Raw genomic sequence first — 25,611 nt, 5'->3', positions numbered from 1 at the left:
TCAAGGGGGTGGGCGCCGCCGATGGGCCGCGCCTAGAGTCGCTCGGGTGGTGGACCGAGCCCGCGCCCAGCCCGACCACTCGGGTTTCCGCGCCGATATCCAGGGACTGCGCGCGATCGCGGTCGGATCCGTCCTGCTCTACCACGCGGGGGTTCCGTTCCTCCCCGGCGGGTACGTCGGCGTCGACGTCTTCTTCGTGATCTCGGGGTTCCTGATCACCTCGCATCTGCTCGAGCAGCTCCGCGTGCACGGCAGGGTGAGCTTCGGCCAGTTCTACGCGCGCCGCGTGCGTCGCATCCTTCCTGCCGCGTTCGTCGTGCTGCTGCTGACGGTGACCGCGGCGCTCATCTGGTACCCGCCGCTGCTCATGAAGGACGTGTGGGCGGCCGCCGTCGCGACCGCCCTGTACGTGCCGAACTACTTCTTCGCTCTCGCGGACTCCGACTACCTGGCCGAGTCGTCGAGTCCATCGCTGTTCCAGCACTACTGGTCGCTGGGCGTCGAGGAGCAGTTCTACCTGCTGTGGCCGGCGCTGCTCGCCCTCGTCTGGGTCGCCGTGCGCTCACGTCGCGCGCTGATCGGCGTGCTCGTCGGGATCGTCGCGGCGTCGTTCGCCCTGTGCGTGTGGCTGACGTTCGAGGCACAGCCGTGGGCGTTCTTCTCGCTGCCCGCCCGGGCGTGGGAACTGGGCGTCGGAGGGCTCACGGCGGTGCTGCTGCAGCAGCGGCGCCGCGTCGTGGGGGAGAGGTGGGCCCCGATCCTCGGGTGGACGGGGATCGCGGGGGTGACGGCATCCATCGTCCTCTTCTCGTCCGAGACGGTGTTCCCTGGCGTCGCGGCGGCGCTCCCCGTGCTCGGAACGGCCGCGGTCATCGCGGCCGGCGAGAGCCGCGGCGGACCCACGCGGCTGCTGTCGACCCCCGGCATGGTGCTGATCGGCACGATCTCGTACTCGCTGTACCTCGTGCACTGGCCCGCACTCGTGCTGCCTGGCGCCGTCGTCCCGGGGCCGCTGCCGCTGTGGGCGACCCTGCTGATCGCCGTCGCCTGCGTGCCCGCGGCATGGCTGCTCTACCGGTTCGTCGAGGACCCGGTGCGCCGCGCACCTGTGCTGACGAGGCGGCGCGCGCGCGTCACCCTCGTCGGCGCGGTGGCAGGCTCGCTCGCGTGCCTGGGCATCGCGAGCGGCGCGTACGCCGTCGTCGACACGCGGTCGCTCCACGCCGAACGCGCCGCGGCCGGCACTGTCATCACCGAGCTGCCCAGCGGCACCGACTTCGTGCCCGACAACCTCGCGCCCGACCTGCGCGACGCGCGAGAGAGTCTGCCCGCGGTCTACGACGACGGCTGCATGCGCGGGATCGCGGCCACCGACGCGCGCGGCTGCCGGTACGGCGACGCGTCGGCTCCGGTCATCGTGCTGTTCGGGGACTCGCACGCGGCGCAGTGGTTCCCGGCCCTGCAGCGCTTCGCGGCGTCGGCGGGGTACGCGATCGAGGTGCAGACGAAGAGCTCCTGCCCGGCCGCCGACATCGAGACCCTGCGTCGCGACAGCCCCTACCCGCAGTGCCCGATCTGGCGCGACGCGGTCATCGACCGCATCAACGCCGATCCGCCGGCTCTGGTGATCGTCGCCACGTACTCGGGTGCGGAGCTCGCGCCCGGCGTCCGCGACGACGCGAAGACCTGGGATGCCGCACTCGGCCGCACCCTCGACGCCCTGCGTGCCCCGACCGCAGTCATCGCCGACACCCCGGACCTGCTCGAGGATCCCGCCCCCTGCCTGTCTGCGCACCTGTCGGACGCCGAAGCGTGCGCGCGGTCGCGCGCGGTCGCGCTGGCCGGGCCCGCGCGCGACGCCGAGGTGACGGCCACGGGGGAGCGCGGCATCCCTCTGCTCGATCTCAACGGCTACCTGTGCGATGCCGAACAGTGCCCGCCCATCATCGGCAACACGCTGGTCTACCGCGACTCGCATCACCTGACGGCGGCGATCAGCGCCGACCTGTCGGGCGTCCTGGGTGACGCCCTGCGACCGCTGCTCGCCCGGCCCGGGCCCTGACGCCGCCGCGGTGGCGTCAGGGGAAGAGACCGAACGCGTCGTCGAGAAGGCTTGCGAGGCCGAGGCCGGCCAGAGCGAACGCCAGCGCGATCCAGATCCAGTGCACACGTTCGGTCAGGCGCTTGCCGGGCACGGCGACGCCGCGCGGCGGCCGGACGATGCGCACGCCGGCCTCGTCCCCGACCACGCGCGTCTCGCCCAGGCGGTCGTCGCGCCACCGCTGCCACTGCGCGACCTTGGCGGTGAGCGCTGACACCGTCGCGAACACCCACTCCCACGTCTCGGGGTCGAGGGTCGACAGGTCTGCGCGCGCATAGAGGAACAGCCGGTCGTCGACGATCTCGACGTCGAGCGCCGCCGCCTCGTCGATGAAGCGCGCCATCACGTCGGGCGTGAACAGGTAGAGCGCGTCGCGCTCGTATCCGGCCGGCGCGTACAGCGCGAAGTGGCGGTCGAAGTCGCCCTCCAGGCTCAGCCGCTGAACGGGGTCGAGCGACACCGGGAGGTTCGAGACCCGCAGGGAGTCGTTCGAGGTCGCATCCAGGACGAGGTGCGGCAGGTTCGTGCCGAGGCGGACGGTGGCGAAACCCCAGCGGTGCGAGCGGCGATTCCTGTCGCTCCCGGTGGAGAACGTCTGGTTGCCGACGATGAGGCCGCCGGCATCCCGCACGACGTCCCAGGCGACCTGTCGGTCACGCGTGCCGAAGATCATGCCGGGCAGCTCGAGGCGACCGGCGAGCGGCTCGTACGTCAGGCCGTTCGCGGCGGCGAACTGCGCCAGGCGCCACTGCCGCTCGCCGCGGCGACGCTGGAGGCCCTTCGCGACGCCGACCGCCGTCACGGCGATCACCGCGACGGCTATACCGATCGCACCCGCCGCGACCACGACGTCATCGACGGTGACCTCGCCGGTGCCGAGCAGCAGCCACGCGAAGAACCCGGCGAGGAACACCGCCGACACGCCGAGCGTGAGGGCAGGCCACCAGATCGCGCGGACGGGCCCGCGGATCGCCGCCGGCAGCGTCTCGCGGTACGCGGCGAGGCGTTCGCGGTCGGGCGGCGCCGTCAACGCTGCGGTGTCGAGGGAGGTCGCCAGCACGCTCCTCACGCTAGCCGAGCGTCGCGATCAGTCCTCGCTGGAGTGCAGTCCCCGGCGGGTCGACAGCAGCGTGAACTCGGGGTGCTCCTCGGCGACAAGGCGCTCGGCGGCACGCTCAGAAGTAGTCGGCGGCACCGTAGTGGCGTATCCCGTCCAGTCGAGGCTCTCGCGTGAGCGGGACCACCATGCCGCTCGTGTCCGCGATCCACCGCGCGGCCGGTGCGAAGGCGTGCACCGCAGCGACGTCCCGCGGGCGCTCCGGCAGCGCGATGTCGCATCGCTCTACGCCCGCTGCGGCCCAGTCCGCGCCGATGGCACGGAGGAGGGTCGCACAGGCGTCGCGGGGAGCAGCGTCAGCCGCAGCGAGCTCGGCGACGACACCCGTGAGCCCCTGCGCCCCGGCGACCGCGTAGGCAGCGACCGCTCCGGCATCGCGCAGGGTGTAAAGGGTGAGGCCCTTCAAGCGCACTTCGGCCATGGCCCAGTCGAGGGCGGATCGCTGCGGCGCCAGCACGACGCCCGACCGGGACTGCTCGTAGACGCCGTGCAGCTCCGCCGTCGCGCCGGGTCCGACCGTCGTGCGGAGGTCCACGCGATCCCGGGGGACGTCGTCGCCCGGCGGCCGCCAGGGACCCTGAGCGGACCGATGCATGCGGAACGAACGGAACCCGCTCGACCGGTACACGCCCGGTGTTCCCGTGAACAACAGCGCCCAGTCGGCGCCCCGCCGACGCGCCGAGTCGAGTGTGGCCGACACCAGGCGGCGTGCGAGGCCACAGCCGCGGGCCCGCTCGGCCACCGCGACACTCCCGATCCCGTGCACGTCCGCGACACCCCCGTCGCCCTCGCGGAGCCGCTTCGGCACCCCGTAGATCGAGCCGACCACGCCGGCCGCGTCCACCGCGACGATCGTGTGCGCGTACCGGGCCGGGTCCGTCAGCCACTGGTCGGGAGAGAGGGGCGGCGTGAAGGCCTCCGCCCACAGCGCCGCCAGCGGCTCCGCGTCGCCGACACCGGCGACGCGCAGCATCGCCTCCGACGTCACGAGGCGCCGTCGCGTGCGGCCCGCGCCGCGGCGATCGTGTTGCGGTACACCGCAGCGGTGCGGGCGGCATCCACCGCCACGACGCCCCGCGCCAACTGCACGACGGCGTCGGCCGCGCCGCCGTACCCGAGGCCGTCCAGATCGTCAGGCAGGACCAGCTCGCGGATGCCCTCATCCGTCCACACCCGGACGCCGTAGCGGTCTGCGCCGCCGACGCCCGAGACGGTGGCGGTCACCGCAACGGCGTCGATCCGCGCGTGCACGGTGGCGAGCAGCTCGGACGTCGTGGGTGCATCGCCGACCACGCGCGCGGCCGACAGGACATCGACCGTCACGCCGGGCAGCAGCACATCGAGCATCTCCCACGCGTGGACGCCGATGTTGACCAGCGTCCCGCCGGCGCCGGCGGGGTCGTCCTGCCAGCGTCGGTCGCCCTCCAGGAATGCGGCGATGTCGTGCTGGGCGTGGAGTTCGACGGCCCGCGGCCGGTGGCCCTCGAGATCGGCCGCGAACGCCTCCAGCGCGGGGGCGAAGCGAAGCACGGAAGATGTGAAGCGGGGAGCAGGGGGCAACGCCCGCCACCGCGCGAGCCCGGCGTCGTCGGCGACCACCGTCTTGTTGAAGAACACCGGCACCCCCGTTCGCGCGCACGCGAGCGCGACATCGGCGGCACGGGGCGTGCGCGGCGTCGCCACGACGACGTCGGGACTGCGTGCCAGGAGCTCGTCGAGGCGCGCGAACTCCGGTGCGTCGAAGCGAGCCGCGAACTCGCGACGTCGGCGAGGGTCGTCCTCGTCCCAGACGCCAACGGGCGTCGCACCGCGGGCGCGCAGATTGGCCGCGTCGACGAAGGGATGCGAATGCGCGACCCCGGCGTAGGCGACGCGCACGCTCACCCCATCACTGCGAGCCGGTCGAGGGTCACTTCGTGGCTCAGGGAGCGGTCGGCGGCGAACGTCTCGACCTCGTCCGCCACGATACGGCCCTGATCCAGCCGTCCCTCGACGGTGCCGGCCGCGCGATGCGGCGTGAGCAGCACGTTCGGCAGGGCGCGGAGCGGGCTGTCGGCCGGCAGCGGTTCGACGTCGAACACGTCGAGCGCCGCCGAGATCCGCCCGCTGCGCAGTTCGGCTTCGAGCGACGTCTCGTCCACGAGCCAGGAGCGCGCGGTGTTCACGAGACCCGCGCCGTCGGGCATCATGGCCAGTTCGCGGGCGCCCACCAGGTGGCGGGTCTCGGGCACGCTGGGCGCGTGCAGCGCCACGATCCGCGCACGCCGCATCGCCTCGTCGAGCTCGACCTTCTCGGCGCCGAGTGCGGCGGCATCCGAAGCGCTGACGGTCGGGTCGACCAGCAGCGGCCGCGCGCCGAGTGCGCGGATCAACTGCAGGTACGCGCGCCCCGTGCGGGACGCGCCGATCACCGCGATCGGCGCACCGAGGATCTGATGCTGCGCGCCCACGGCGCCGTCGTACCAGCCGTCCGGCATGTGCACGGCGTGGTCCATCTCGACCACGCGGTGCAGCAGGACGAGGGTGAAGGCCAGAGACACCTCCGCCACGGGACGCGCCATCGCCAGTCCCGCCTGCGTCACGCGCACCCCGCGGGTGAACAGCTCGTCGGTGACGAACGCCTTGACGCTGGCCCCGGTGTGCGCGACGAGTTCGAGGCGCGGCATCCCGTCCAGCAGCACGGCGTCGAACGGCGGTGCACCCCAGCTGGTGACGACCACCCGCATGGCGCCGAGGTCGGCCACATCGCTGAGCCGGTCCGCGCGAACGAGTTCGCCTCCCAGCGCGCCCGCGGCGGCGCGCAGGCGATCGACGTCGGCGGAGGTGAAGAACTCCGCCATCAGCTCGGTGCTCACGGCGACGACCACGACGGGACCGCTCATCGCAGCCACCGCTCAAGGTTCTCGGCGATGAACGCGTCGTCGTTGAGCTCGGGATATGCGCGGCGGACGCGTGCGATCTCATCCGCCTGGCCGGGCGACAGGCCCTCGGCCGGATCGAGACACCAGATCCCGTCCATCAGGCCCTGCTGCCGCAGCATCTCGTGCACGCCGGCGATGACCCCGTCGAAGTCGTTGCCCGGGTCGAAGACCGCCTGGTTGACGTCGACCATGTCGGATGCGAGGCGTCCGAGCGCGAGATATGCGTCCCTGTCGCCTGCGGCGGCCCGCCGCGACCGGTCGAGGAGTGACACCGCGGCCCGTGTGCCGACCGCCCACTGCCCGAGCAGTCCGCCGACGAAGCGCAGCGTGCGCGGGCCGTCCGGTGCGTCGACATGGAACTCCGACAGCAGGTCGGCGACGATCGCGTCGTCGTTGCCCGTGTAGAGCGCGATCTCGTCGGCACGCCCGGACGCGGCCACCCCGCGCACCAGTTCGAGCGTGCGATACCGGTCGAACGGTGCCGCCTTGACCGCGACGACCGACGGGATCGAGGCGAACTCGCGCCAGAACTCGCGATCGAGCACGGGGCCCCCGATGGCAGTCTGCAGGTAGAACCCGACGACCGGGAGGACCTCGCCGACGGCGCTCGCGCGCTCCAGCAGCGCCCGGTTGTCGGCGCCTGCCACTCGCGGGCTCACCAGCACCGCGTCGTACCCGAGCGACCGCGCGAGCTCCGCTTCGGCGACGGCCTGCACGGTGCCGCCGGCCACTCCCGCGATGCGGACCACATCGGGATCGTCATGGGCGTCGAGCTCTTCGGCAGCGAGCGACAGCACCGGCTCGAACAGCGCGTGCTCGGCGTCACGGATCTCGAACTGCGTCGTGTGCACGCCGACGGCGACACCGCCGGCGCCGGCATCGAGGTAGTAGCGGGTCAGCGCCCGCTGGCGCCGCTCGTCGAGCCGCCGCTCGGCGGTGAGGGCGAGCGGATGCGCGGGGATCACGGCGCCGCGAGTCAGCGTCCGGGCTGCTTCGGGACGGAGGGCGGGGGCGACGGCCATCAGAACCTGCCGTCCCGCACGGCCCACTTGGTGGGTTTCGCCGACATCGGGTGGCCCGCCTCGACCCAGGCGGCCTGCAGGGCGATGAGTGCGTCGGCGGAGACCGACGGGTAGCCGAACAGCGCCATGCAGCGACGCGAGTCGTTGAGCAGCGCGGTCGGCTGCGACTCGTCGATCAGGTCGACATCGCAGCCGAACAACTCGCCGAACCGCCGTGCGACCGCGGCGACGCTGAGTGTTTCGGGCCCGGTCAGATTCACCGTGAACACGTCGGACGACGCGTGGCCGAGACTGCGCAGGACGACCTCGTTGGCATAGCCCTGCCACACGACGTTGACGTTCCCCGTGGCCACCGACACCGGCTGCCCGGCGTGGACGGCGCTCGCGACGTCGGCCAGGACGCCGTAGCGCAGGTCGATCGCGTAGTTCAGCCGGATGATCGACACCCGCGTGCCCCGCTCCTGTGCACCGAACTCGAAGACGCGCTCGCGGCCGAGGCAGGACTGCGCGTACTCGCCGATCGGCGCCGGAGCGACGTCCTCGGACGCGCCGCCGGACGCGGCGGTCACGAACGGGTACACGTTCCCCGTCGACATGACGGCGATCGCACTGTCGCGGTAGCGGCGCGCCACACGATCGGGCAACGCCGCGTTGACCTCCCACGCCCACGACGGGGCGGTGGCCGCGCCGAACTTCGCGCCGACCATGAACACGACGTTCGCGGCGTCCGGCAGCGACGAGAAGTCGTCGTTCTCGATGAGGTCGAACGGCACCACCTTCACGCCGGCCGTCTCCAGCCGGTCACGGACGGCGATGTCTCCGAAGCGCGAGACGGCGAGAACCTGGTCGGAGCCCCGGCCGGCGGCATCCAGTCCCCGCCGCGCGAGCACGGCGAGAGTGGGTCCCATCTTTCCTCCGGCCCCGAGGATCACGAGGTCACCTGACCCCTCCGCGAGGTCGGCGACGAGCGCGGCGCTCGGCGTCGTGAGCACGTCCTCGAGTTCCGCCTCTCCGGCGAATGCCTGAACTGTCACGTGGACGTCCTTTCTGTCGTACGGGGATGCCAAGACCGGACTCACCCCTTGATCCCGGTGCCTGTCACGCCCTCCTGCACGTACCGCTGGGCGATCAGGTACGCGAAGAAGATCGGCGCGAGCGCCACGACGGAGCCGGCGAGCATGGTGCTGAGCGGCACGTTCTGCTGCTGCAGCGACGAGATGCCGACGGTCAGCGTGAACATGGCGTTCGACTTGGCGATGATGAGCGGCCACAGGAAGTCGTTCCAGTGCCACAGGAAGACGAAGATGCCGAGGGTCGCGAGGATGGGCTTGCACAGCGGCAGCACGATCCGCAGGAAGATGCGGAACTCCCCGGCCCCGTCGATGCGCGCGGCCTCGAACAGGTCGTCGGGCAGACCCTGGATGAACTGGCGCATCAGGAAGACCGCCTGGGCGTTCGCGAGCGTGGGCAGGATCAGGCCCCAGTACGTGTCGACGCCGCCGATGCCGGCCATGAGGATGAACATCGGGATCAGGGTCACGTGGAACGGCACCATCACCATGGCCAGGAACGACCAGAACATGACCTCTTTGCCGGCGAACCGCTTCTTCGCGAAGGCGTATCCCGCCAGCGCCGAGAGGAACAGCACCGCGACCACCGACACCAGCGAGTAGATCAGCGTGTTGCCGAGCCAGCCGAGGATGTTCTGTCCCGAGAGCACCTGCTCGTACGAGGCGAACGAGATGTCCGTCCAGGGGACCAGTGAACCGGGCAGTTCGACGACCTGCCCGGGCTTCAGGCTCAGGACGACCATCGCATAGAAGGGGAAGAACGCCAGGATGGCCGCGAGGCTCAACCAGATCCACCGCACGACGATGCCGCCGCGGGACGGTTCGAGGGCACGATAGGAACGGCTGCGCGGGGGAGCAGGCCGCGATTCCGGCTCGCTCACGGGCTGCGTCAGAGGGGGCGTCATCGTCGTCATTTCTGCCTTCCGATCACCAGGCGCTGGATGAGGGCGACAGCCAGGGTCATCACGAACAGCGCGACGCCGATCGCGGCGGCGTAGCCGTAGTCGAAGTACTTGAAGCCCTGGTCGTAGAGCATGTACACGAGCGAGTAGCTGGCGTTCGCGGGACCGCCCTGGGTCATCACGTAGATGACGTCGAAGACCTGGAACGCCGCCGTCGTCTCGATGACGGCGAGGAAGAACACCGTGGGCTTCAGGTGCGGCAGGATGATCGACCGGAACCGCTGCCACGAGTTGGCGCCGTCCATGAGCGCGGCCTCTTCGAGCTCGCGCGGGATGTCCTGCATCGCCGCGATCATGATCATCATCCCGTAGCCGAAGCGCGACCAGACGCCGACGATGACGATGGCGGGGATGACCAGCACGGTGCTCCCGAGCCACGAGCCTCTCAGCCCCAGCGGCGTCATGAGCTGGGACCACGGGCCGTTGCCCGAGAAGATCCAGACGAAGATCGAGCCCGCCAGCACCAGCGACGTGATCACGGGCAGGAAGAAGATCGAGCGGAAGAACCGGGCGCCGCGGAAGGCGCGGCGCACGCCCAGCGCCAGGACGGTCGACAGGACGAGTGAGATCGGCACCGCGAAGACCGTGTAGACCACAGTGGTACCCAGCGCTCGCCAGAACAGGGGGTCGGCGATCATCCGCTGGAAGTTCGCGAGCCCCTTGAATGCGATCTCGCCGGAGATGTCGTAGTCGAAGAAGCTCAGCGCCACGCCCGCGATGCTGGGACCGAATCGGAACGCGATGAAGAGGAGGAATGCGGGAAGCACGAAGAGGAAGGCCACGCGCGCCTCGCGTCGCGCCAGCACCCGTGCGACCCTGCTCCTCGGAGGAGCGGTCGATGTCGCCGTCGTCATAGTCATTGCACCTCGGGTCATGGTGAGGGAGTGCGCGGCCGGCCGCGCACTCCCTCATCGTGCTACTTGTTCAGAAGGGGTGCCGCGGCATCGGCGGCGGACTTCAGGGCGTCGGCCGGGGTCTTCTGCCCGAGCAGCGATGCCTGGATCTCGGGGGCGAGCACGCCCATCAGTGCGCGCGAGCTGGTGTCGAGCTGGCCGACGGTCGTGTTGGGCACGTACTTCTCGACCTCGCCGAGCAGCGGGTCGTCCGCGTAGAGCGGCCCGGTGTCACTCAGCGCCGAGAAGAACCCGGATGCCAGGAGGTAGGGCTTGACCACGTCGGCACTCGTCGCGTACTCGGCGAACTCCGCCGCCGCGTCCTGCACCTTCGACGCCTTCAGCACCGACAGCGAGCCGACGGTGCCGTACGCGACCGATTCCTTCTCGGTCAGCGGCGGGAGCACCTTCACGTTCTCTGCGCCCCAGAACGGCTCGACCTCCGGCACGGCGTTGTTCCACGTGCAGCCGACCTTGCCCTGGGCGACGGCAGTCTGCTCGATCGGCACCGTGGTGGTGATCGCCTCGGGGTCGAGCGCGCCCTCCTCGGCGAGGGCGGTGATGAACGACAGTGCGTCCTCACCCTCGTCGCTGTCGAAGCCGACGTCGCCGTCCTTCGTGAAGACCTCGCCACCGGCCTGCCACAGGAGCGGGTAGTAGGTCATGTTGAGCGACATCTCGGGGGAGGCGGGGTAGTTGAGGACGTAGAGGCCCTTCTCGGTGAACTTCGGCGCGATCTCGCGCACGTCATCCCAGGTCTTCGGGTACTCGGTGACACCCGCCTGCTCGAAGACCGCCGCGTTGCAGAGCAGCGGGAGGGCGCTCGTGAGGATCGGCGCGCCGAGGATGTCGCCATCGATCGTGACCGACTTCTTCACGTTCGGGAGGAGCTCGTCCTGACGATCCTTGCTGAGCAGATCGTTCAGGGGCTGAATCGACTTCTGGTAGGCGGCGAGCTGGTCGGGGATCAGATAGACCAGGTCGGGTCCCTTGCCGGCCGCGATGGCGGTCTGCAGCGCCTCGTCGCGGTTGGCCCAGGGGAAGATCTCGTAGTCGACCGTGATGTCTTCGTGGTCCTTCTCGAAGGCTGCGATCGTGTCATCCCAGAACTGCTTGTGGGTCGCCTCATCCGGGATGACGGGGTAGAGCCACAGGGTGACCTTCTGCTCACCCGAGGGTTCGCCGCCGCCGGTCCCGGCGGAACAGCCCGCCAGGAGTGCGATAGCGGCGACGCCTGCGGCGAGGGCGGTGAACTTGCTGACGCGCATGGTGCTCCTTTGCTAGAACCGTGCAGGGGGTTGTCGGCCATTATGACACTCGAGTGTGATATTCCGTCAAGCCTCGATTGTGACGTTCTCGCAACGACTGGATTTCATCAAGCGTCATGCGCCAGCAGTGGTCTTCGTTATTTCGCGAATGCGCTGTGCTATTTTGTTGACACCCGACGGCGAGGACGACGAGAGGAGGGGCGATGACGATCACGGCGCAGACCTCGATCGCCGCCCGCGCTGCGCTGCAGCTTCGTGACGGCGGCGCAGCGACAGTGAACGAACTGGCCGTCACGCTGGGACTGTCCCGTACCTCCGTCGAGAACGCCGTCGCGGCTCTGGGTGAGGCCGGAGTGATCGTCGAGGCGCCGGCGGTGTTCGCGCGCGGTGCCGGGCGACCCGCCCGTCGGTACGCGTTCGATGCCGACGCGGGTGCCGTCGTCGGCGTCGACATCGGGGCCGCCAGTGTGCGGGTCGCGATCGCCGATCTGGCCGGCCGCGTGCTCGCCCACCAGACGTTCCCCGGAGTGTCCGAGGAACGTGACGGCGCTTCCAAGCTCGCCGCCGTGATCGCCGACCTTCGACGTGCGCTCTCCGAGGCGGATCTGCCGTTCTCGCGCGTACGCGCGATCGGCGTCGCGCTTCCCGGCATCGTCGACGACTCCGGCCGCGTCACCGCGTCGGTCGTCATCCCCGACTGGTCGGGCATCGACATCGGCTCGCACCTGCGGCAGGCGTTCGGCTGTCAGGTCGCGGTGGACAACGGGGTGCGGCTGGCCGCCGTCGCCGAGCACCACCTCGGCGTCGCCCAGCTGGTGGACGACGTGCTCTACCTGTCGGTCGGCAATCGCATCGCCATGGGACTCATCCTGGGCGGCGAGCCGCGGCGCGGCATCCACAACGCCGCCGGAGACATCGGCAGGCTCGCGTTCCGCGGGCTCGACACCGAGACCGGGCAGATCTCTTGGCGCGACGGTCGGACCGCTGCCGACGTGTTCAGGCTGGCACGGGCCGGCGACGCCGCAGCGGTGGCCGAGATCGATGCATTCGTCACCGAGCTCGCCCACGGCATCGCGACGCTCGTGCTGACCGTGGACCCGGCGATGATCGTGATCGGCGGCGGACTGTCGGCCGCGCATGGCCAGCTGCTCGACCCCCTGCGCGAACGGCTGCAGCGTTTCATCGGGCTGCCGTTCCAAGTGCCGATCGCGGAGGCACGCCTCGGCGGCGAGGCCGCCGCTCACGGCGCCCTGGTGCATGCCTTCAGCCGCCACTCCACTTCCGTGTACGGGATCGAGGGGCTTCCGATCCCCTCGGTGACCCCGCTCGCCCCCGATGGATCGACCGTCCGGATCGATCCGCTGCTTCTCGAGGAGACCATGTGACCATGTTGCGCGTCGGACTGATCGGTGCCGGCGGGATCTCACGCGTCCATGCGGACGCGTGGCGTGCGCTCGGCGCGGAAGGGTTCGTGACGTCCTTCCAGGGCGCCGAGGCGATCGCCGACGAGTACGGTTTCGAGGCGGTCCCCGACCTCGACGACCTGCTCGGGCTGGTCGACGTCGTCGACATCGTCACGCCCAGCAGCTCGCACGCCGAGCTGGCGCTCCGGGCGATCGCAGCGGGCCGGCACGTCGTCTGCGAGAAGCCCCTCGCGGCGACGGCAGACGAGGCGCAGCGCGTCGCCGACGCTGCCGCCGAGGCCGGCGTGCGCCTCTTTCCCGCGCACGTCGTGCGCTACTTCGGCGAATACGCGCGCATCAAGGACGCGATCGACGCGGGCCGTCTCGGAGACCTCGCCGTGCTGCGCTTCAGCCGGGCGGGGTCGGCGCCGCAGGCGCGGTGGTTCTTCCGGGAGAGCACCGGGGGCGGCGTGATCCGCGACCTCATGATCCACGACATCGACCAGGCGGTCTGGTTCGCCGGTCCGGTGGCCTCCGTCTACGCCGTGCAGAATCCGCCGACCGTCGACGACGTCGTGCCGTCGCCGGTGACCGCGCATGTCGTGCTCACCCACCGCAGCGGCGTCATCAGCCACCTGCACGCGAGCTGGGTCGCGCCGGGGATGCCGTTCCGCACGAGCGTGTCGGCATCGGGGTCCGCAGGCCGCATGGCGCACGACAGCGCCGACGACCGGGTGAGCCGCATGGACGCCGTGCTGGCCGACGAGGTCGCCGACTACCTCCCGCCGATGTCCCCGCTGGAGAGCCCCTACTACCTGGAGATCGCGGACTTCGTGGCGGCGCTCGTCTCAGGCGGTGAGGCGAGGGTGACTCCGGCCGACGGCGTCGAGGCGGTGGCGATCGCGGAAGCCGCCTATGCGTCGATCGCGGCGGGCACGCCGATCACCCTGAACGCGATGGAGGCCGTGCGATGACCGCTGCCCGTCCGCTCCGCGTCGCGGTGCTCTCGTTCGCCCACACGCACGCGCTCAGCTACGTGCAGGCGCTCTCGCAGATGCCGGGCATCGACCTGATCGCGACCGACCCCGACGGCGTGGCCGCCCCCGATGCCGCGCCCCGCGGCGCGGCCCTGGCCGACGAACTGGGCGTCGCCTACGTCGCAGACTACGACGAGGCCTTCGCATGGGGACCCGACGCCGTGGTGATCGCCGCCGAGAACGCGCGGCACCGCGCGCTCGTCGAGCGCGCGGCCGCGGCCGGCGTGCACGTGCTCTGCGAGAAGCCCCTGGCCACGACCGTCGAGGACGCCGTCGCGATGCGCGACGCGTGCGAACGTGCAGGCGTGATCCTGATGGTCGCGTATCCGGTGCGGTTCGCCCCGTCGTTCCGCGATGCGTTCGCCCAGCTGCGCAGCGGCCGTCTGGGCCGCGTGCTCAGCGTGACGGGGATCAACAACGGCAAGCTTCCGCAGGATCGCGCGTGGTTCACCGACCCCGCGCTCGCGGGCGGGGGAGCGCTCGTCGATCATGTCGTCCACTGCGCCGATCTGCTCGACGATCTGCTGGACGAGCGTCCGCGTGCGGTGCGTGCGGTGTCGAACGACCTGCTGTACGGCGACACCGGGCTGTCGGTCGAGACCGGCGGCCTCGTCACGCTGCAGTATCCCTCGGGCGTCATCGCCACCATCGACTGCTCATGGAGCTGGCCGGTGTCGTCGCCCACCTGGGGCGGACTGACGCTGCAGGTCGTCGCGGAGCGCGGGACTCTCACGGTGAGCCCGTTCGCGCAGGGCGTCGCCGGCCACGATGCGCACGGCGAGACGTGGGACCCGGTGGGCGCCGACCTCGATGCGCTGCTGCTGGCCGAGTTCGTCTCGGCGGTGCGCGACGGGCGACGCCCGCAGCCCGACGCCGGCGTCGGCGTCCGGACCGTCGAGATCGTGAAGGCCGCCCAGGCGTCGGCGGCACGCGGCGGCGATGTCGTGGTCCTGGACTGAGGACGAGGCGGACAGGACATGCACCACGTCACCGGGACCGATGGCTGGCGCTCACGAGCCCTCGCCGTCATGCCGGTCGGCTCGAGCACCAACTCGAAGGCGCCGACCATGCTGCCCGACGAGCCCGAGGTCATCGTCGGAGGCCGCGGCGGCCGCGTGTGGGACGACCGCGGCCGGGAGTTCATCGACTTCCGCTGCGCACTCGGCCCGGTCACCCTGGGTTACGCGGATCCGAGAGTGGATGCCGCGATCAGCGCACAGCTCGAGCACGGCATCCTGTTCGGCCACCCGCATCCCCTCGAGACCACCACGGCGGAGCTGTTCTGCTCGCTGGTGCCCGGGGCCGAAGCGGCTCGGTTCCTCAAGACCGGCGGTGAGGCGCTCGCCGCCGTGATCCGGATCGCGCGCGCTCACACCGGGCGCGACCGGGTGGTGCAGATCGGGTACAACGGCTGGCTCAACTCGCTCGCCGCGGGCGCACGGGTGCTGCCCGGCTCCACGACGACCTTCGTCCCCGGTGTGCCCCAGGCGCTCGCTCAACTGCACCATGCCGTCGACTGGGACGACCGAGACACGCTCGACGCACTGTTCGCGGACCACGGTTCCGAGGTCGCGGTGATCCTGGTGGCGGCCGACTACCCGTCGATCCCCGAGGCCGCGGACTTCTACCGCCATCTGCGAGAGCTGGCCGATCGCCACGGTGCGCTCCTCGCGTACGACGAGATGGTCACGGGGTTCCGGGTCGCCGTGGGCGGGATGGCGCAGTCGACCGGCGTGGTGCCCGACCTCGCGGTCTACGGCAAGGGCATCGCGAACGGGATGCCGCTGTCGGTCTACTGCGGACGCAGGGAGGTGCTGGCGGTGCTCGATCGCGGCGAGGTGGTCGTCACTTCGACCTACGGCGGGGAGACGCTGTCTCTCGCCGCCGCGACCGCGACGATGACGATCATGCGTGACGAGGACGTGCCGGGGCGCCTGCGCGACCTCGGCGCGTACCTGCAGGACGGCCTCAACGCGCTCTTCGTGCGCGCGGGACTCGCCATCCGGCTGGTGGGGCACCCCGCGTGCCCCCAGTTCGTCGGCGAGGGCGCCGTCATCGACCGGTTCCTGCGCGCATCGTTCGCCGAGGGGTTGTCGCTCTACCGAGTGGTGTACGTCAATGCCGCGCACACCGACGCCGACCTCGTCGACGCGCTCGACCGCGCCGGGCGCGCCTGCGAGGCGATCCGCGGATGACGGTGATCGACGTCCACACCCACCTCGACGCCGGCAGGTTCGATCGGCGCGTCTTCGATCTGGGCGACCGGCTGGGAGTGGAGCTTTTCCTGTGCACCGACATCGGCGCGTTCGTGGCGCATCCCGCCATCGACGAGGTGCGCGAGATGAACCGGACGCTCGCCGGTGAGCTGCGACGCCACCCCGACCGGCTGCGCGGCTACTGCTACGTCAACCCTCGCTACGGCACGGCCACGATGGATGACCTGCGCCGCAACGTCGAGGACCACGGCATGATCGGCATCAAGCTGTGGATCGCGACGCTCGCCGACGATCCGCTGTGCGATCCGATCCTCGAGTACGCCGCCCAGCACCGGCTGCTCGTGCTCGCCCACGCCTGGCGCAAGACGGTCGGACGCTTCCCGTACGAGTCCACCGCCGATCACGTCGCGCGCGCTGCGGCACGGCATCCCGAGGTGCGGTTCCTCATGGCCCATCTCGGCGGGCAGCCGGAGTCGGCGGTCGACACCGTGCGGCAGTACCCGAACATCGCGGTCGACACCTCGGGCACGATCATCGGGGCGGGCGAGGTCGCGCTGGCCGTCGACCGGCTGGGGGCGGAGCGGGTCGCGTTCGGCTCCGATCTGCATCATGTCGACCTGACGGAGACGGTCGGCAAGATCCTGGGCGCGGGCCTGGAGCCCGAGGCTGAGCGCCTCGTGTTCGGCGGGAACGTCGAACGCTGGCTCGAGGAGGTCGCGCGATGATCTCGCGCTCGCGTGCGCTCCTCGCCGGTTTCGGCGAGCTGGGCGCGATCGACACCAGCTGCCACCTGGGCCAGTGGCCCTACCGGCTGACCGCGGCGGCGGGGGCGGAAGACCTGCGTGCGTACGCGGCCCGTCACGGACTGCGGGCCCTGTGGGTGTCGCATCTGGCGACCCTCACCGGATTCGACACGCGCACCGGCAACGAGGCGCTCCGGGGCGCCTGCGGCGGCGATCCGCTGTTCCGCCTGTTCGCCGTGGTCGACCCCGGCGCGCCCACCTGGCGCCGCGAGCTCGCGTGGGCTGCGGATGCCGGGTTCGCCGGGGTGAGGCTCGCCCCGGGCGACCACGGTACGGCGCCGGCGGCGCTGAGGCCCGTGCTCGATGAGGCGGCGGGTCGCGGCCTCCCGGTGCAGATCATGTTCCGGCTGGACGACCCGCGTGTGAGGCATCCACGATCTCCCGCCCGAGACCTCGAGATCCATGAGCTCGCGGACGTGGTGCGCGACGCTCCCGAGCACCCGCTCGTGCTGAGCGGCCTCAACCGGCTGGAGCGGGTGGAGCTGGGCCGGCACCTCGGCGACGCCCTGCCCGCCCACGTGCTGCTGGATCTGTGGCACGTGAACGGCCCCACCTTCGTCGGCGACACCTGGGGCGAGGAGCCGGGGCGGTGGCTCTTCGGCAGCGGCTTCCCGGTCCAGACGCCCGAGGCGACGATGCTCCAGCTCGTGGCGGCACAGCTGGACGACCCCGCGCGGGCGCGCATCGCCTGGGGAAACGCCGCCGCGATCGTGCCATGACGGGATGCCGCCCCCGCAGCGTCCCCGCCCTCCTCGCCGGCGTCACCCCGGGTTAGCCTGAAGGCATGCACCGGATCTACTCGCTGCCCTTCGCCTCGGTGTACCCGCTGTACGTCACGAAGGTGGAGAAGAAGGGGCGCACGACGGAGGAGCTCGACGCGGTCATCGAGTGGCTGACGGGCTTCGACGACGCCGAGCTCGCGCGGCACATCGAGGAGCACACGACGCTCGAGGACTTCTTCGACGATGCCGACCTGAACCCCGATGCGTCGCTCATCACCGGCGTGATCTGCGGTATGCGGGTCGAGCAGATCGAGGATCCGCTGATGCAGAAGATCCGCTACATGGACAAGCTGGTCGACGAGCTCGCCCGCGGCAAGGCGATGGCGAAGATCCTCCGCAGCGCCTGACTCACCAGGTCGCCGCGACCGCCTCGATCTCGACGCCGTCGAGCCAGCGCCGCACGCGACCGTCGCCGGCGACGAGGATGCCGGCGGTCGGCCCGGCTCGGGGGATCCAGCCGAGGTCGTCGAACCCCGCGACGACGGCCGCGGTCGCCCACACGTCGGCGTGTGCGAGGCCTGCCGCGACGACGGTCGCGGACGCCACCCCGCCGACGGCGGGGTGACCGGATCGCGGGTCGACGAGGTGCGTGCCGCGCTCCGCCGTGCCCGAGGTCGCGACGGCACCGTCGCGCACCGGGACGGTCGCGAGCACGCGGGACCTGTCGGCGGGATCGACGACGGCGACGTTCCACGTCCAGTCCGCGCCGGGCGCGGTGAACAGCTGCAGGTCGCCGCCGGCGTTGATGCCCGCGGCGATCACACCGGGGCTGTCGGCGAGAGGTGCCAGGTGGCGGCGCGCGGCGCGCTCCACGGCCCAGCCCTTCACATACCCCGTCGGGTCGAACACCCCGGACCACCAGGCGGTGAAGAGGCCCCCGGTGTCGGACTCCGCCTGCGCGCATGCCTCCGCGACCTCTGCCACCCACGGTGAGGCATCCCTCATCGCCAGCTCGCCGCGTGCGATCCGCAGGATGTCGGAATCGTCCCGGTACGGCGAGAAGACGCGGTCGGCTTCGCGCAGCTCGTCGAAGCACGCCGCCGTCGCCCGCTCGAAGACCGCACGGTCCGGATCGCCCACCGCGTGGACGCTGACCGCCGTGCCCATGATCTGCGCGACCTCGACATGACGCCGCGGCGCCCTGGTCATGAGCTCGCCTGGTCGATCGCGCTCTGCAGCGACGTCAGGTACCCCCGGCTGGTGTACGTGGCACCCGACACCATGTCGATGTCGGCGGACTGCGCGTCCGTCGTCTCGGAGACCAGCGTCGGCAGCGCCCGTTCGTTGATCTGCCGGTCGCGCGGGTTCGTGGACGGGTACTCGGGCACCTGCACGTCGGTGATCGTGCCGCCCGACACCGTGATCTGCACCTGCACCGGGCCGAAGCGGGTGCTCGCCGCACTGCCGGTGTACGTGCCGTCGCGCAGCCCCGAGGAGGAGGTGGATGCCGCACCCGCCGCCGCACCGGCGGTGCCGGTCGTGCCGGTGCCGGTCGTGCCGGTGCCGGTGGTCGAGGAGCCGGTGGTCGAGGAGCCGGACGTCGTGGTGTCGGCCGCCACGGGCACGGTCGCCTCGACGTGCGAGGTGCGGTAGCTGAACAGCAGCACCAGGCCGCTGACCGTGGCCAGGACGGCGTAGAGGATCTTCTTCATCGCGGGCTCCTTATCGGGTCTCACACGGCGAACGACTCGGTGTGGATGCGGGCGGCTGCGGCGCCGGCGGCACGGAGGTCGCGGACGACGGCATCCATCCATGCCGGAGGTCCGCACACGAACACGTCGTACGCGTCGAGGTCGGGCGCGAGATGCCGGAACACGTCGGCGCCCCGCCAGGCGGCGTGCGACGCAGGGAGCCACGAAGGCCCGGACGCGGACCGCGGCCCGTCGAGGGGCACGTGGCGCACGCCTCGGGCGCTCACGAGCACGTCGATCGCGCGGCGGCGCAGTGCGGACTCGGGTGAGGAGTCGCGCGTGACGAGCGTCGCATCGCCGGGCGCGTACGGCTCGGATTCCAGCAGCGACACGAGAGGTGCGACGCCTGCTCCGGCGCCGATCAGCAGCAGCTTGCCGCCTCGGCGCTCGGCGCCGGTCATGCGGCCGTACGGCCCTTCGACGAGCACGCGCGTCCCGGGCCGAAGCGTGGCGAGCCGGGCGCTGCCGTCGCCCACGATGCGGGCCGACAGCTGCAGTTCGCCGCCGGGGCGCGCCGACAGCGAGAACGGGTGCCCGCGCGTCCAGCCCGGACCGTCGAGGAAGCGCCACACGAAGAACTGGCCGCCGTGTGCGGCGGGCGTCGACCGGCCGCCGCGCACGCGGACCGTCACGCCGTGCGAGCCGTCGTCCTCGACGGCCGCGACGCGCAGGTCGTGGCGCCACGAACGTGCCAGGGGCACGGCGATCCGGAACGCCAGGACCGCCGCGGCGGCGACCGCCCACAGCGTCCACCAGTAGGCGGCGGCCCACGGCGTCGCGGTGAAGTCGGCTCCCGCCCAGAGCTGGTGCGGCAGCGCGAGGCCGACCCCGACGTAGCCGTAGAGGTGCAGCAGGTGCCACGACTCGTACCGCATCCGGCGCCGCGCGCGACGGATCGAGGTCACGGTGACCCCGATGAGGAGGAACGTGCCGGCGGTCGCGAGCAGCATGCCGGGGTAGTCCCACACGAACTCCCACAGCTGCACGAACGGGTTGATCCCGGCGACCGCCGCGTAGCCGGTGACGAGCAGCGCGATGTGCGCCAGCATCAGCCAGAACGACCAGAAGCCCACGAGACGGTGCATCCGCGTGAGCGCGTCACGGCCGAAGCCGCGCTCGAAGAGGGGGACGCGGGCCATCAGGAGCACCTGGTACAGCAGCAGGTTCGCCGCCACGAGGCCGCACAGGCGCCCGGCGGCCGAGAACGCCTCCCCACCGCCCGCGAGGACCGCGTCCACCCCGCCGCCGCCCACCCACAGTGCGGCGACGAACAGGCTCGTGAGCCACACGACGACGATCGCACCCGCGTTCCATGCGGCCGTGCGCCGGCCGCCCGTCGGCAGGAACGGGCGGGCCGGCGAGGCCGGTGCGGGTGCGATCGTCGCCATGGCGGCTCCTTCGGGAGGTCAGTGCGGGTCAGGAGCCGTCGGTGCCCGCGCCGGAGCCGGAATCGGAATCCGAGTCGCCGCGCGGGTCGCCGCCTTGGTCGCGGTCGCCGCCGGGGCCGCCGTTCTGGAAGCCGCCGCCGGGGCCGCCCTGGCGGCCGGAGTCGTCGTCGCCGGGGAAGCCGGGCATGTCGCCGTTCTGGTTCCAGCCGGCGGGACCCGCGGGCACGCGTGTGCTCGCTGCGGCCCAACCGGCGCCGAAGCCGCCGCCGAGGAGCAGGACGGCGGCGACCGCGGCGCCGGTGATCTTGACCCACGTGCGCCGCAGGAACGGCGCCTTCGGGGAGGCGGGTGCTGCCGGCCCGGGAGCGACGGCGGCGGCGGCGTACGCCGGGTCGCTCGCGACGGGCGCGGCGACGCCGGGCGTCGGCGGCTGCGGAGGCAGGGGAGTGGTGGCCGCGGTGGGCGCCGTCGCTGCCGCGGGCTCCGCCGTGGGGGCCGGAGGCACGTTCGCGGCCGGAGTGCTGTCAGGGTTGCTGTCGGACATGACCACACCTTCCCGCGGCGGTTCCAAGACGACGCAAAGAGTCCGGCGATCTGGGCATCCTCATAGGTTCGGCGGATGAGACGCCCAGGCTCAGCGCGACGACGCGGGACGTCCGCCCTCAGGCAGGTCGAGCAGGAACGTCGTGCCCGCGGCCGACGTGGCCTCGATCCGCACGGACCCGCCGAACCGCGTCGCGATGTCGCTCACGAGCGCGAGCCCGAGCCCGAATCCGCGGCGCCCGTCGGCGTCGGGAGCGTCGTCCGAGCGTGAGAACCGCTCGAACAGCCGCGCCGGGTCGATCCCGGCGATCCCGGTGCCCTGGTCCGACACGCGGATCTCGACGCGGCGGCCCGCGACGCGCGCGCGCACCGCGATGACCGAGCCCGGCGGCGAGTAGCGCACCGCGTTGTCGAGCAGCGCGATGAGGGCGCGCGTCAGCGACGTGCCGTCGACCGCCGCTTCGAGCGAGGGGGATGCCTCGGCCACCAGCGATACGCCGCGTTCGGCGGCGCGGGGCTCGATGACGGCGATCGCGGCGCGTGCCGCATCGACGACGGGCGCCGTCGACGATGCGTCGCCGGCGCGGGCACCGGCGGACTCGGCGCTGACGAGGAGATCGGTGAGGACGGCATCCATCACCGCGGCGTCGTGCCGCAGCTGCCCGAGCACGGCGTCCACGTCGCCGCCGCGATCGGCGCGGTGCTGCGCGAGCTGGATGCGGGCGGTCAGGGTGGTGAGCGGCGTGCGCAGCTCGTGACTCGCGTCGGCGACGAACCGGCGCTGCACCTCGAGGGCGTCGGCCAGCGGCTGCGCCGCGCGCCGTGAGACGTACCAGGCGATCAAGCCGAGCGCGACGACCCCGAGCAGCCCCACGAGGATCGCCACGGGCACGACGTCGTCGACGTCGACGACCTGCGGCCCGGGGCCGCCGCCCTCACCGTCGAACCCGCGCGGCGGGCGATGCTCGGGGCGCGCCGTGGCCAGCATCACCGACACGATCACGGTCGTCACGATCGCGACCACCGCCGCGGAGGCGGCGCCCACCCACAGGCCCGTTCGCACGGCCGCCTGCTGCACGCGCCGGCGGTCGGCGGCGGTGGCGGCATCCACTCTTCTCATCGCGGCTCACCGGCGCGATAGCCGCGGGCGCGCACCGTCTCGATGATCTCGGGCGTGGACTTGCGGCGGATGTAATGCACGTAGGTGTCGACGGTCGTGGCGGAGCCGCCGGGGAAGACGCTCTCGAGGATCTCGTCGCGCGTGAAGACGTGCTCGGGGCTCGACGTCAGCAGCTCGAGCAGCTCCGTCTCGACCTGCGTGAGCGCGATGCGGCCGTCGGCCGGGGAGTACAGCGCCTGCGAGGCGGGGGTGAACACCCAGTCGCCGAGCTCGCGACGGTCGCCGGCGCCGCGTCCGCGCCGCAGCGCCCGCAGGCGAGCGCGCAGCTCGTCGACGTCGAACGGCTTCACGAGGTAGTCGTCGGCGCCCGCGTCCAGTCCGCTCACGCGGTCCTCGACGGTGCCGAGCGCCGTGAGCATGAGCGCCGGGGTCGCGATGCGTGCGGTCCGCACGGCGTCGACCAGCTCGACGCCCGACAGCCCCGGCAGCCGCCGGTCCACCACCATGACGTCGTACCGGCGGCCGAGCGCCAGGCGCAGGCCCTCCTCGCCGCTGGACGCGTGGTCGATGCGGTACTCGTCGCCGAGCAGTTCGACGACGATCCCGGCGATCTCGCTCTCATCCTCGACGTAGAGCAGCCGGGGAACGGCGGACGGGGACGACGAAGGGGACACGCCCTCAGTGTGGACGTGTCCCCTCCGAACGAAGCGGGTTGCTCCTATGGAGCGCCTATGAGACTTCTGTGTCAGTACCAGCCGGTCGACTGCGAGTGGCCCCACGCGCCGCACGGCGTGCCGTAGCGGCCCGAGATGTAGCCCAGGCCCCATGCGATCTGGGTTGCGGGGTTCGTCGCCCAGTCGGCGCCGGCCGAGGCCATCTTGCTGCCGGGGAGCGCCTGCGGGATGCCGTATGCGCCGCTCGCGTTGCCGGCGTTGTAGCGCCAGCCCGACTCGCGGTTCCACAGCGACACGAGGCACGCGAACTGGTCGTCGCCCCAGCCGTAGCCGGCGATCATCGCACGGGCGGTCGCCTGCGCCTCACCGGCGCTGGTGCCGCTCGCCGCGTACGAGGGCGCGGGGGCGGCCGACGAGCCGCCCGACTTCTTCGGGGTGGCGGCGGCGGCCTGCGCGGCCTTCGCGGCGGCCGCGGCGGCGGCCTCGGCCTCGGCGCGGGCCTTCGCCTCCGCCTCCTGCTGCGCCTTCAGCGCGACCGCGGCGTCGAGCTTGCCGCGCAGACCGGCGGCCTGCTCGCTCACGGACGCGGTGAGGGTGGTCACGCTCGCGGTGAAGTCGCCGGCGTACAGCGCCGGGAGGGTCTGCGCACGCTGCAGCTGCTCGACCGCGGTCTGCAGCTCGGTGGTGTCGACCGTGGTGTCGGGCGTACCGACGTCGAGGCCCGACGCGGCGATGTCGGACGTGACGGTCGAGGCGGCGGTCATGGCGGCCGTGGCGGCGGTGACGGCGTCGTCGGCGCTGGCGGGGGCGTCCGCGCCCGCGATGTCGGCGGTGATCGGCGTGGAGTACGAGGCCAGGGCGAAGTCCGGCTGCGAACCGGAGGCCGACGCCAGCGACGCGGGGGCCGCGGTGGTGAACCCGGCGGTGGCGACGAGGCCCAGTGCGAGGGTCGCGACGATCAGCACGGGGCGGCGCCGAAGGCGGCGTTCGGCACGGCGGAGCGTGCGGCGGGCGGGCAGGAAGGTCGTATGGGTGCGCATGAAAAACCGGGTTCCGTATCAGCGATGTGCGCCATCGGGAGGCGCGTCGTGACCGTTCGGGCGGACACAAGTCCCCGAGTCTTCCGAGCCTTTCTGGACGGTTCCGGTGCGTTACCTGAACGTTACATGTGAGCGGTTCTTCCGAAAAGGCCAGATCAAGAGGCCAGGTATCGACATGCGGGAAGCCTGGGAACCCCCTCCGAACTACGATCGAAACACCGTCCGCACCCGACTGAGGAGGCCACACCGTGCCTTTGACCGCCCCCGCCGCAGCCGCATCCGCCGCCGCCCACGCCGACGATCTCGCCGCCTTCGTCGCGGCTTCGCCGTCGAGCTTCCACGCCGCGTCGGAGGTGGCCCGCCGCCTCGAAGAGGCGGGGTTCACGCGGCTCGAGGAGGAGGAAGGCTGGCCGGCTCCCGCCGGCGGCAGGTTCGTCGTGGTGCGCGACGGTGCGGCGATCGCGTGGGTCGTGCCGGCAGGTGCGAAGGCATCGACGCCGGTGCGGATCTTCGGTGCGCACAGCGACTCGCCCGGCTTCAAGCTCAAGCCCAAGCCGACGACCGGCCGGCTGGGCTGGCTGCAGGCAGGCGTCGAAGTCTACGGCGGTCCGCTGCTGAACTCGTGGCTCGATCGCGAGCTGCGCCTGGCGGGGCGCCTGGTGCTCGACGACGGCACCACGGCTCTGACCGCGACGGGCCCGCTGCTGCGGCTGCCACAGCTGGCGATCCACCTCGACCGCGAGGTGAACGACCGTCTCGCTCTCGACAAGCAGTCGCAGACGCAGCCGGTGTGGGGCCTCGGCGACGCCGACTCGGCAGACCTGCTCGCCGTGCTCGCGCGCGAGGCCGGCATCGATGCGGCGCGCATCCGCGGGTACGACATCGTCACCGCCGACGCCGCTCCCGGGGCGCGGTTCGGCCTCGACGACGTGTTCTTCGCCTCGGGCCGCCTCGACGACCTCGCCTCCGTGCACGCCGGTGTGGCCGCGCTGGAGCGGTCCGCTGACGGCCACGATGCCGCGCACATCGCGATGCTGGCGGTGTTCGACCACGAAGAGGTCGGCTCGGGCACCCGCTCGGGCGCCGCCGGACCGTTCCTCTCGGACGTGCTCGAGCGGCTCTGGCTGTCGCTCGGCGCAGACCGCGAGCAGCAGCTGCGCGCCCTGGCCGCATCGTGGTGCGTGTCCAGCGACGTCGGGCACTCGGTGCACCCCAACTACGCCGACAAGCACGACCCCGTCGTACAGCCGGTGCTCGGCTCGGGGCCGATCCTCAAGATCAATGCGAACCAGCGCTACGCGACCGACGCGCCCGGCGCGGCCGCGTGGAACGGCTGGTGCGCCGCCGCCGGCGTCACGAGCCAGGAGTTCGTCTCGAACAACGCGGTGCCGTGCGGGTCGACGATCGGTCCGATCACGGCGACGCGTCTGGGCATCCGCACCGTGGACGTCGGCATCCCGATCCTCTCGATGCACTCGGCGCGCGAGCTCGCCGGCGTGAGCGACCTGTGGGACCTCACCCGCGTCGCCGAGACGTTCTTCCGCGGCTGAGACCGGTCGC

General features: G+C 71.8%; 25 protein-coding genes. 9 read left to right on the top strand and 16 right to left on the bottom strand.

What is annotated here, in order from left to right:
• Nucleotides 1–46: 46 nt before the first annotated feature.
• On the top strand, nt 47–2,062 hold the full coding sequence (locus tag ACFWJ8_RS10580) for an acyltransferase family protein (RefSeq protein WP_378811179.1): 2,016 nt from the start codon (nt 47–49) through the stop codon (nt 2,060–2,062).
• A 16-nt stretch (nt 2,063–2,078) separates the two neighbouring features.
• Here ACFWJ8_RS10580 and ACFWJ8_RS10575 read toward each other — a convergent pair whose 3' ends face one another.
• The 9 genes from ACFWJ8_RS10575 to ACFWJ8_RS10535 form a co-directional block, all read right to left on the bottom strand.
• A complete protein-coding gene (locus ACFWJ8_RS10575; RefSeq protein ID WP_378811177.1) occupies nt 2,079–3,161 on the bottom strand; it encodes a hypothetical protein in 1,083 nt (360 codons plus the stop codon).
• A gap of 115 nt (nt 3,162–3,276) precedes the next feature.
• Entirely contained in the window at nt 3,277–4,206 is a 930-nt protein-coding gene (locus ACFWJ8_RS10570; protein ID WP_378811176.1) for a GNAT family N-acetyltransferase, read from the bottom strand.
• Entirely contained in the window at nt 4,203–5,096 is an 894-nt protein-coding gene (locus ACFWJ8_RS10565) for a Gfo/Idh/MocA family oxidoreductase (protein ID WP_378811174.1), read from the bottom strand. Before ACFWJ8_RS10565 ends, ACFWJ8_RS10570 begins: the two co-directional genes overlap by 4 nt.
• A 2-nt stretch (nt 5,097–5,098) precedes the next feature.
• On the bottom strand, nt 5,099–6,100 hold the full coding sequence (locus ACFWJ8_RS10560) for a hydroxyacid dehydrogenase (RefSeq protein ID WP_378811330.1): 1,002 nt from the start codon (nt 6,098–6,100) through the stop codon (nt 5,099–5,101).
• Nucleotides 6,097–7,161: a dihydrodipicolinate synthase family protein gene (locus ACFWJ8_RS10555; RefSeq protein WP_378811172.1), complete on the bottom strand. Its 1,065-nt coding sequence runs from the start codon at nt 7,159–7,161 to the stop codon at nt 6,097–6,099. Before ACFWJ8_RS10555 ends, ACFWJ8_RS10560 begins: the two co-directional genes overlap by 4 nt.
• Entirely contained in the window at nt 7,161–8,195 is a 1,035-nt protein-coding gene (locus ACFWJ8_RS10550) for an NAD-dependent epimerase/dehydratase family protein (protein ID WP_378811170.1), read from the bottom strand. The genes ACFWJ8_RS10555 and ACFWJ8_RS10550 overlap by 1 nt, the downstream gene beginning before the upstream one ends.
• A 41-nt stretch (nt 8,196–8,236) precedes the next feature.
• Complete coding sequence (locus ACFWJ8_RS10545) at nt 8,237–9,136, bottom strand: carbohydrate ABC transporter permease (RefSeq protein ID WP_378811168.1); 900 nt, start codon at nt 9,134–9,136, stop codon at nt 8,237–8,239.
• Nucleotides 9,137–9,141: 5 nt separating this feature from the next.
• Complete coding sequence (locus ACFWJ8_RS10540; protein WP_378811166.1) at nt 9,142–9,999, bottom strand: carbohydrate ABC transporter permease; 858 nt, start codon at nt 9,997–9,999, stop codon at nt 9,142–9,144.
• 110 nt (nt 10,000–10,109) lie between these two features.
• Entirely contained in the window at nt 10,110–11,354 is a 1,245-nt protein-coding gene (locus ACFWJ8_RS10535; protein ID WP_378811164.1) for an ABC transporter substrate-binding protein, read from the bottom strand.
• 203 nt (nt 11,355–11,557) lie between these two features.
• On the opposite strand from ACFWJ8_RS10535, the gene ACFWJ8_RS10530 reads away from it, so the two are divergent.
• From ACFWJ8_RS10530 to ACFWJ8_RS10500, 7 genes are all read left to right on the top strand, one after another.
• On the top strand, nt 11,558–12,739 hold the full coding sequence (locus tag ACFWJ8_RS10530) for an ROK family protein (protein WP_378811163.1): 1,182 nt from the start codon (nt 11,558–11,560) through the stop codon (nt 12,737–12,739).
• Nucleotides 12,740–12,741: 2 nt separating this feature from the next.
• Complete coding sequence (locus ACFWJ8_RS10525; RefSeq protein WP_378811328.1) at nt 12,742–13,731, top strand: Gfo/Idh/MocA family protein; 990 nt, start codon at nt 12,742–12,744, stop codon at nt 13,729–13,731.
• Nucleotides 13,728–14,753, top strand: a complete 1,026-nt coding sequence (locus ACFWJ8_RS10520) for a Gfo/Idh/MocA family protein (RefSeq protein WP_378811162.1) — start codon at nt 13,728–13,730, stop codon at nt 14,751–14,753. Before ACFWJ8_RS10525 ends, ACFWJ8_RS10520 begins: the two co-directional genes overlap by 4 nt.
• Before the next feature lie 18 nt (nt 14,754–14,771).
• Nucleotides 14,772–15,989 carry an aminotransferase class III-fold pyridoxal phosphate-dependent enzyme gene (locus ACFWJ8_RS10515; RefSeq protein WP_378811161.1) on the top strand — a complete coding sequence of 406 codons (1,218 nt, stop codon included), beginning with the start codon at nt 14,772–14,774 and terminating at the stop codon, nt 15,987–15,989.
• Nucleotides 15,986–16,735 carry an amidohydrolase family protein gene (locus ACFWJ8_RS10510; RefSeq protein ID WP_378811160.1) on the top strand — a complete coding sequence of 250 codons (750 nt, stop codon included), beginning with the start codon at nt 15,986–15,988 and terminating at the stop codon, nt 16,733–16,735. The genes ACFWJ8_RS10515 and ACFWJ8_RS10510 overlap by 4 nt, the downstream gene beginning before the upstream one ends.
• Nucleotides 16,732–17,532, top strand: coding sequence for an amidohydrolase family protein (locus ACFWJ8_RS10505; protein WP_378811158.1), 801 nt, complete (start codon nt 16,732–16,734; stop codon nt 17,530–17,532). Before ACFWJ8_RS10510 ends, ACFWJ8_RS10505 begins: the two co-directional genes overlap by 4 nt.
• 65 nt (nt 17,533–17,597) lie before the next feature.
• Nucleotides 17,598–17,942 carry a DUF2200 domain-containing protein gene (locus ACFWJ8_RS10500; RefSeq protein WP_378811157.1) on the top strand — a complete coding sequence of 115 codons (345 nt, stop codon included), beginning with the start codon at nt 17,598–17,600 and terminating at the stop codon, nt 17,940–17,942.
• 1 nt (nt 17,943) lies between these two features.
• Here the strand turns inward: ACFWJ8_RS10500 and ACFWJ8_RS10495 are convergent, their stop codons facing one another.
• From ACFWJ8_RS10495 to ACFWJ8_RS10465, 7 genes are all read right to left on the bottom strand, one after another.
• Entirely contained in the window at nt 17,944–18,744 is an 801-nt protein-coding gene (locus ACFWJ8_RS10495) for an FAD:protein FMN transferase (RefSeq protein WP_378811156.1), read from the bottom strand.
• Nucleotides 18,741–19,247: an FMN-binding protein gene (locus ACFWJ8_RS10490; RefSeq protein ID WP_378811155.1), complete on the bottom strand. Its 507-nt coding sequence runs from the start codon at nt 19,245–19,247 to the stop codon at nt 18,741–18,743. Before ACFWJ8_RS10490 ends, ACFWJ8_RS10495 begins: the two co-directional genes overlap by 4 nt.
• 20 nt (nt 19,248–19,267) lie before the next feature.
• Nucleotides 19,268–20,674 (bottom strand): ferric reductase-like transmembrane domain-containing protein, encoded by a 1,407-nt coding sequence (locus ACFWJ8_RS10485; RefSeq protein ID WP_378811153.1) that lies wholly within the window; start codon nt 20,672–20,674, stop codon nt 19,268–19,270.
• Nucleotides 20,675–20,702: 28 nt separating this feature from the next.
• Nucleotides 20,703–21,218 carry a hypothetical protein gene (locus ACFWJ8_RS10480; protein WP_378811151.1) on the bottom strand — a complete coding sequence of 172 codons (516 nt, stop codon included), beginning with the start codon at nt 21,216–21,218 and terminating at the stop codon, nt 20,703–20,705.
• A 90-nt stretch (nt 21,219–21,308) separates the two neighbouring features.
• Nucleotides 21,309–22,328: a sensor histidine kinase gene (locus ACFWJ8_RS10475; RefSeq protein ID WP_378811149.1), complete on the bottom strand. Its 1,020-nt coding sequence runs from the start codon at nt 22,326–22,328 to the stop codon at nt 21,309–21,311.
• Nucleotides 22,329–22,333: 5 nt separating this feature from the next.
• Nucleotides 22,334–23,011 carry a response regulator transcription factor gene (locus tag ACFWJ8_RS10470; protein ID WP_378811148.1) on the bottom strand — a complete coding sequence of 226 codons (678 nt, stop codon included), beginning with the start codon at nt 23,009–23,011 and terminating at the stop codon, nt 22,334–22,336.
• Between the two features lie 71 nt (nt 23,012–23,082).
• On the bottom strand, nt 23,083–24,051 hold the full coding sequence (locus tag ACFWJ8_RS10465) for a lytic transglycosylase domain-containing protein (RefSeq protein ID WP_378811146.1): 969 nt from the start codon (nt 24,049–24,051) through the stop codon (nt 23,083–23,085).
• 254 nt (nt 24,052–24,305) lie between these two features.
• Here ACFWJ8_RS10465 and ACFWJ8_RS10460 point away from each other — a divergent pair, with 254 nt between their 5' ends.
• Entirely contained in the window at nt 24,306–25,601 is a 1,296-nt protein-coding gene (locus ACFWJ8_RS10460; protein WP_378811326.1) for a M18 family aminopeptidase, read from the top strand.
• Nucleotides 25,602–25,611: the final 10 nt, after the last annotated feature.

Origin of the sequence: Microbacterium sp. NPDC058389, from assembly GCF_042722305.1 — a bacterium.
In the GTDB taxonomy this organism is placed as follows: Bacteria; Actinomycetota; Actinomycetes; order Actinomycetales; family Microbacteriaceae; genus Microbacterium.
Note: the sequence above shows the minus strand (reverse complement) of the source record. Positions and strands in the feature narration are given on the sequence as shown.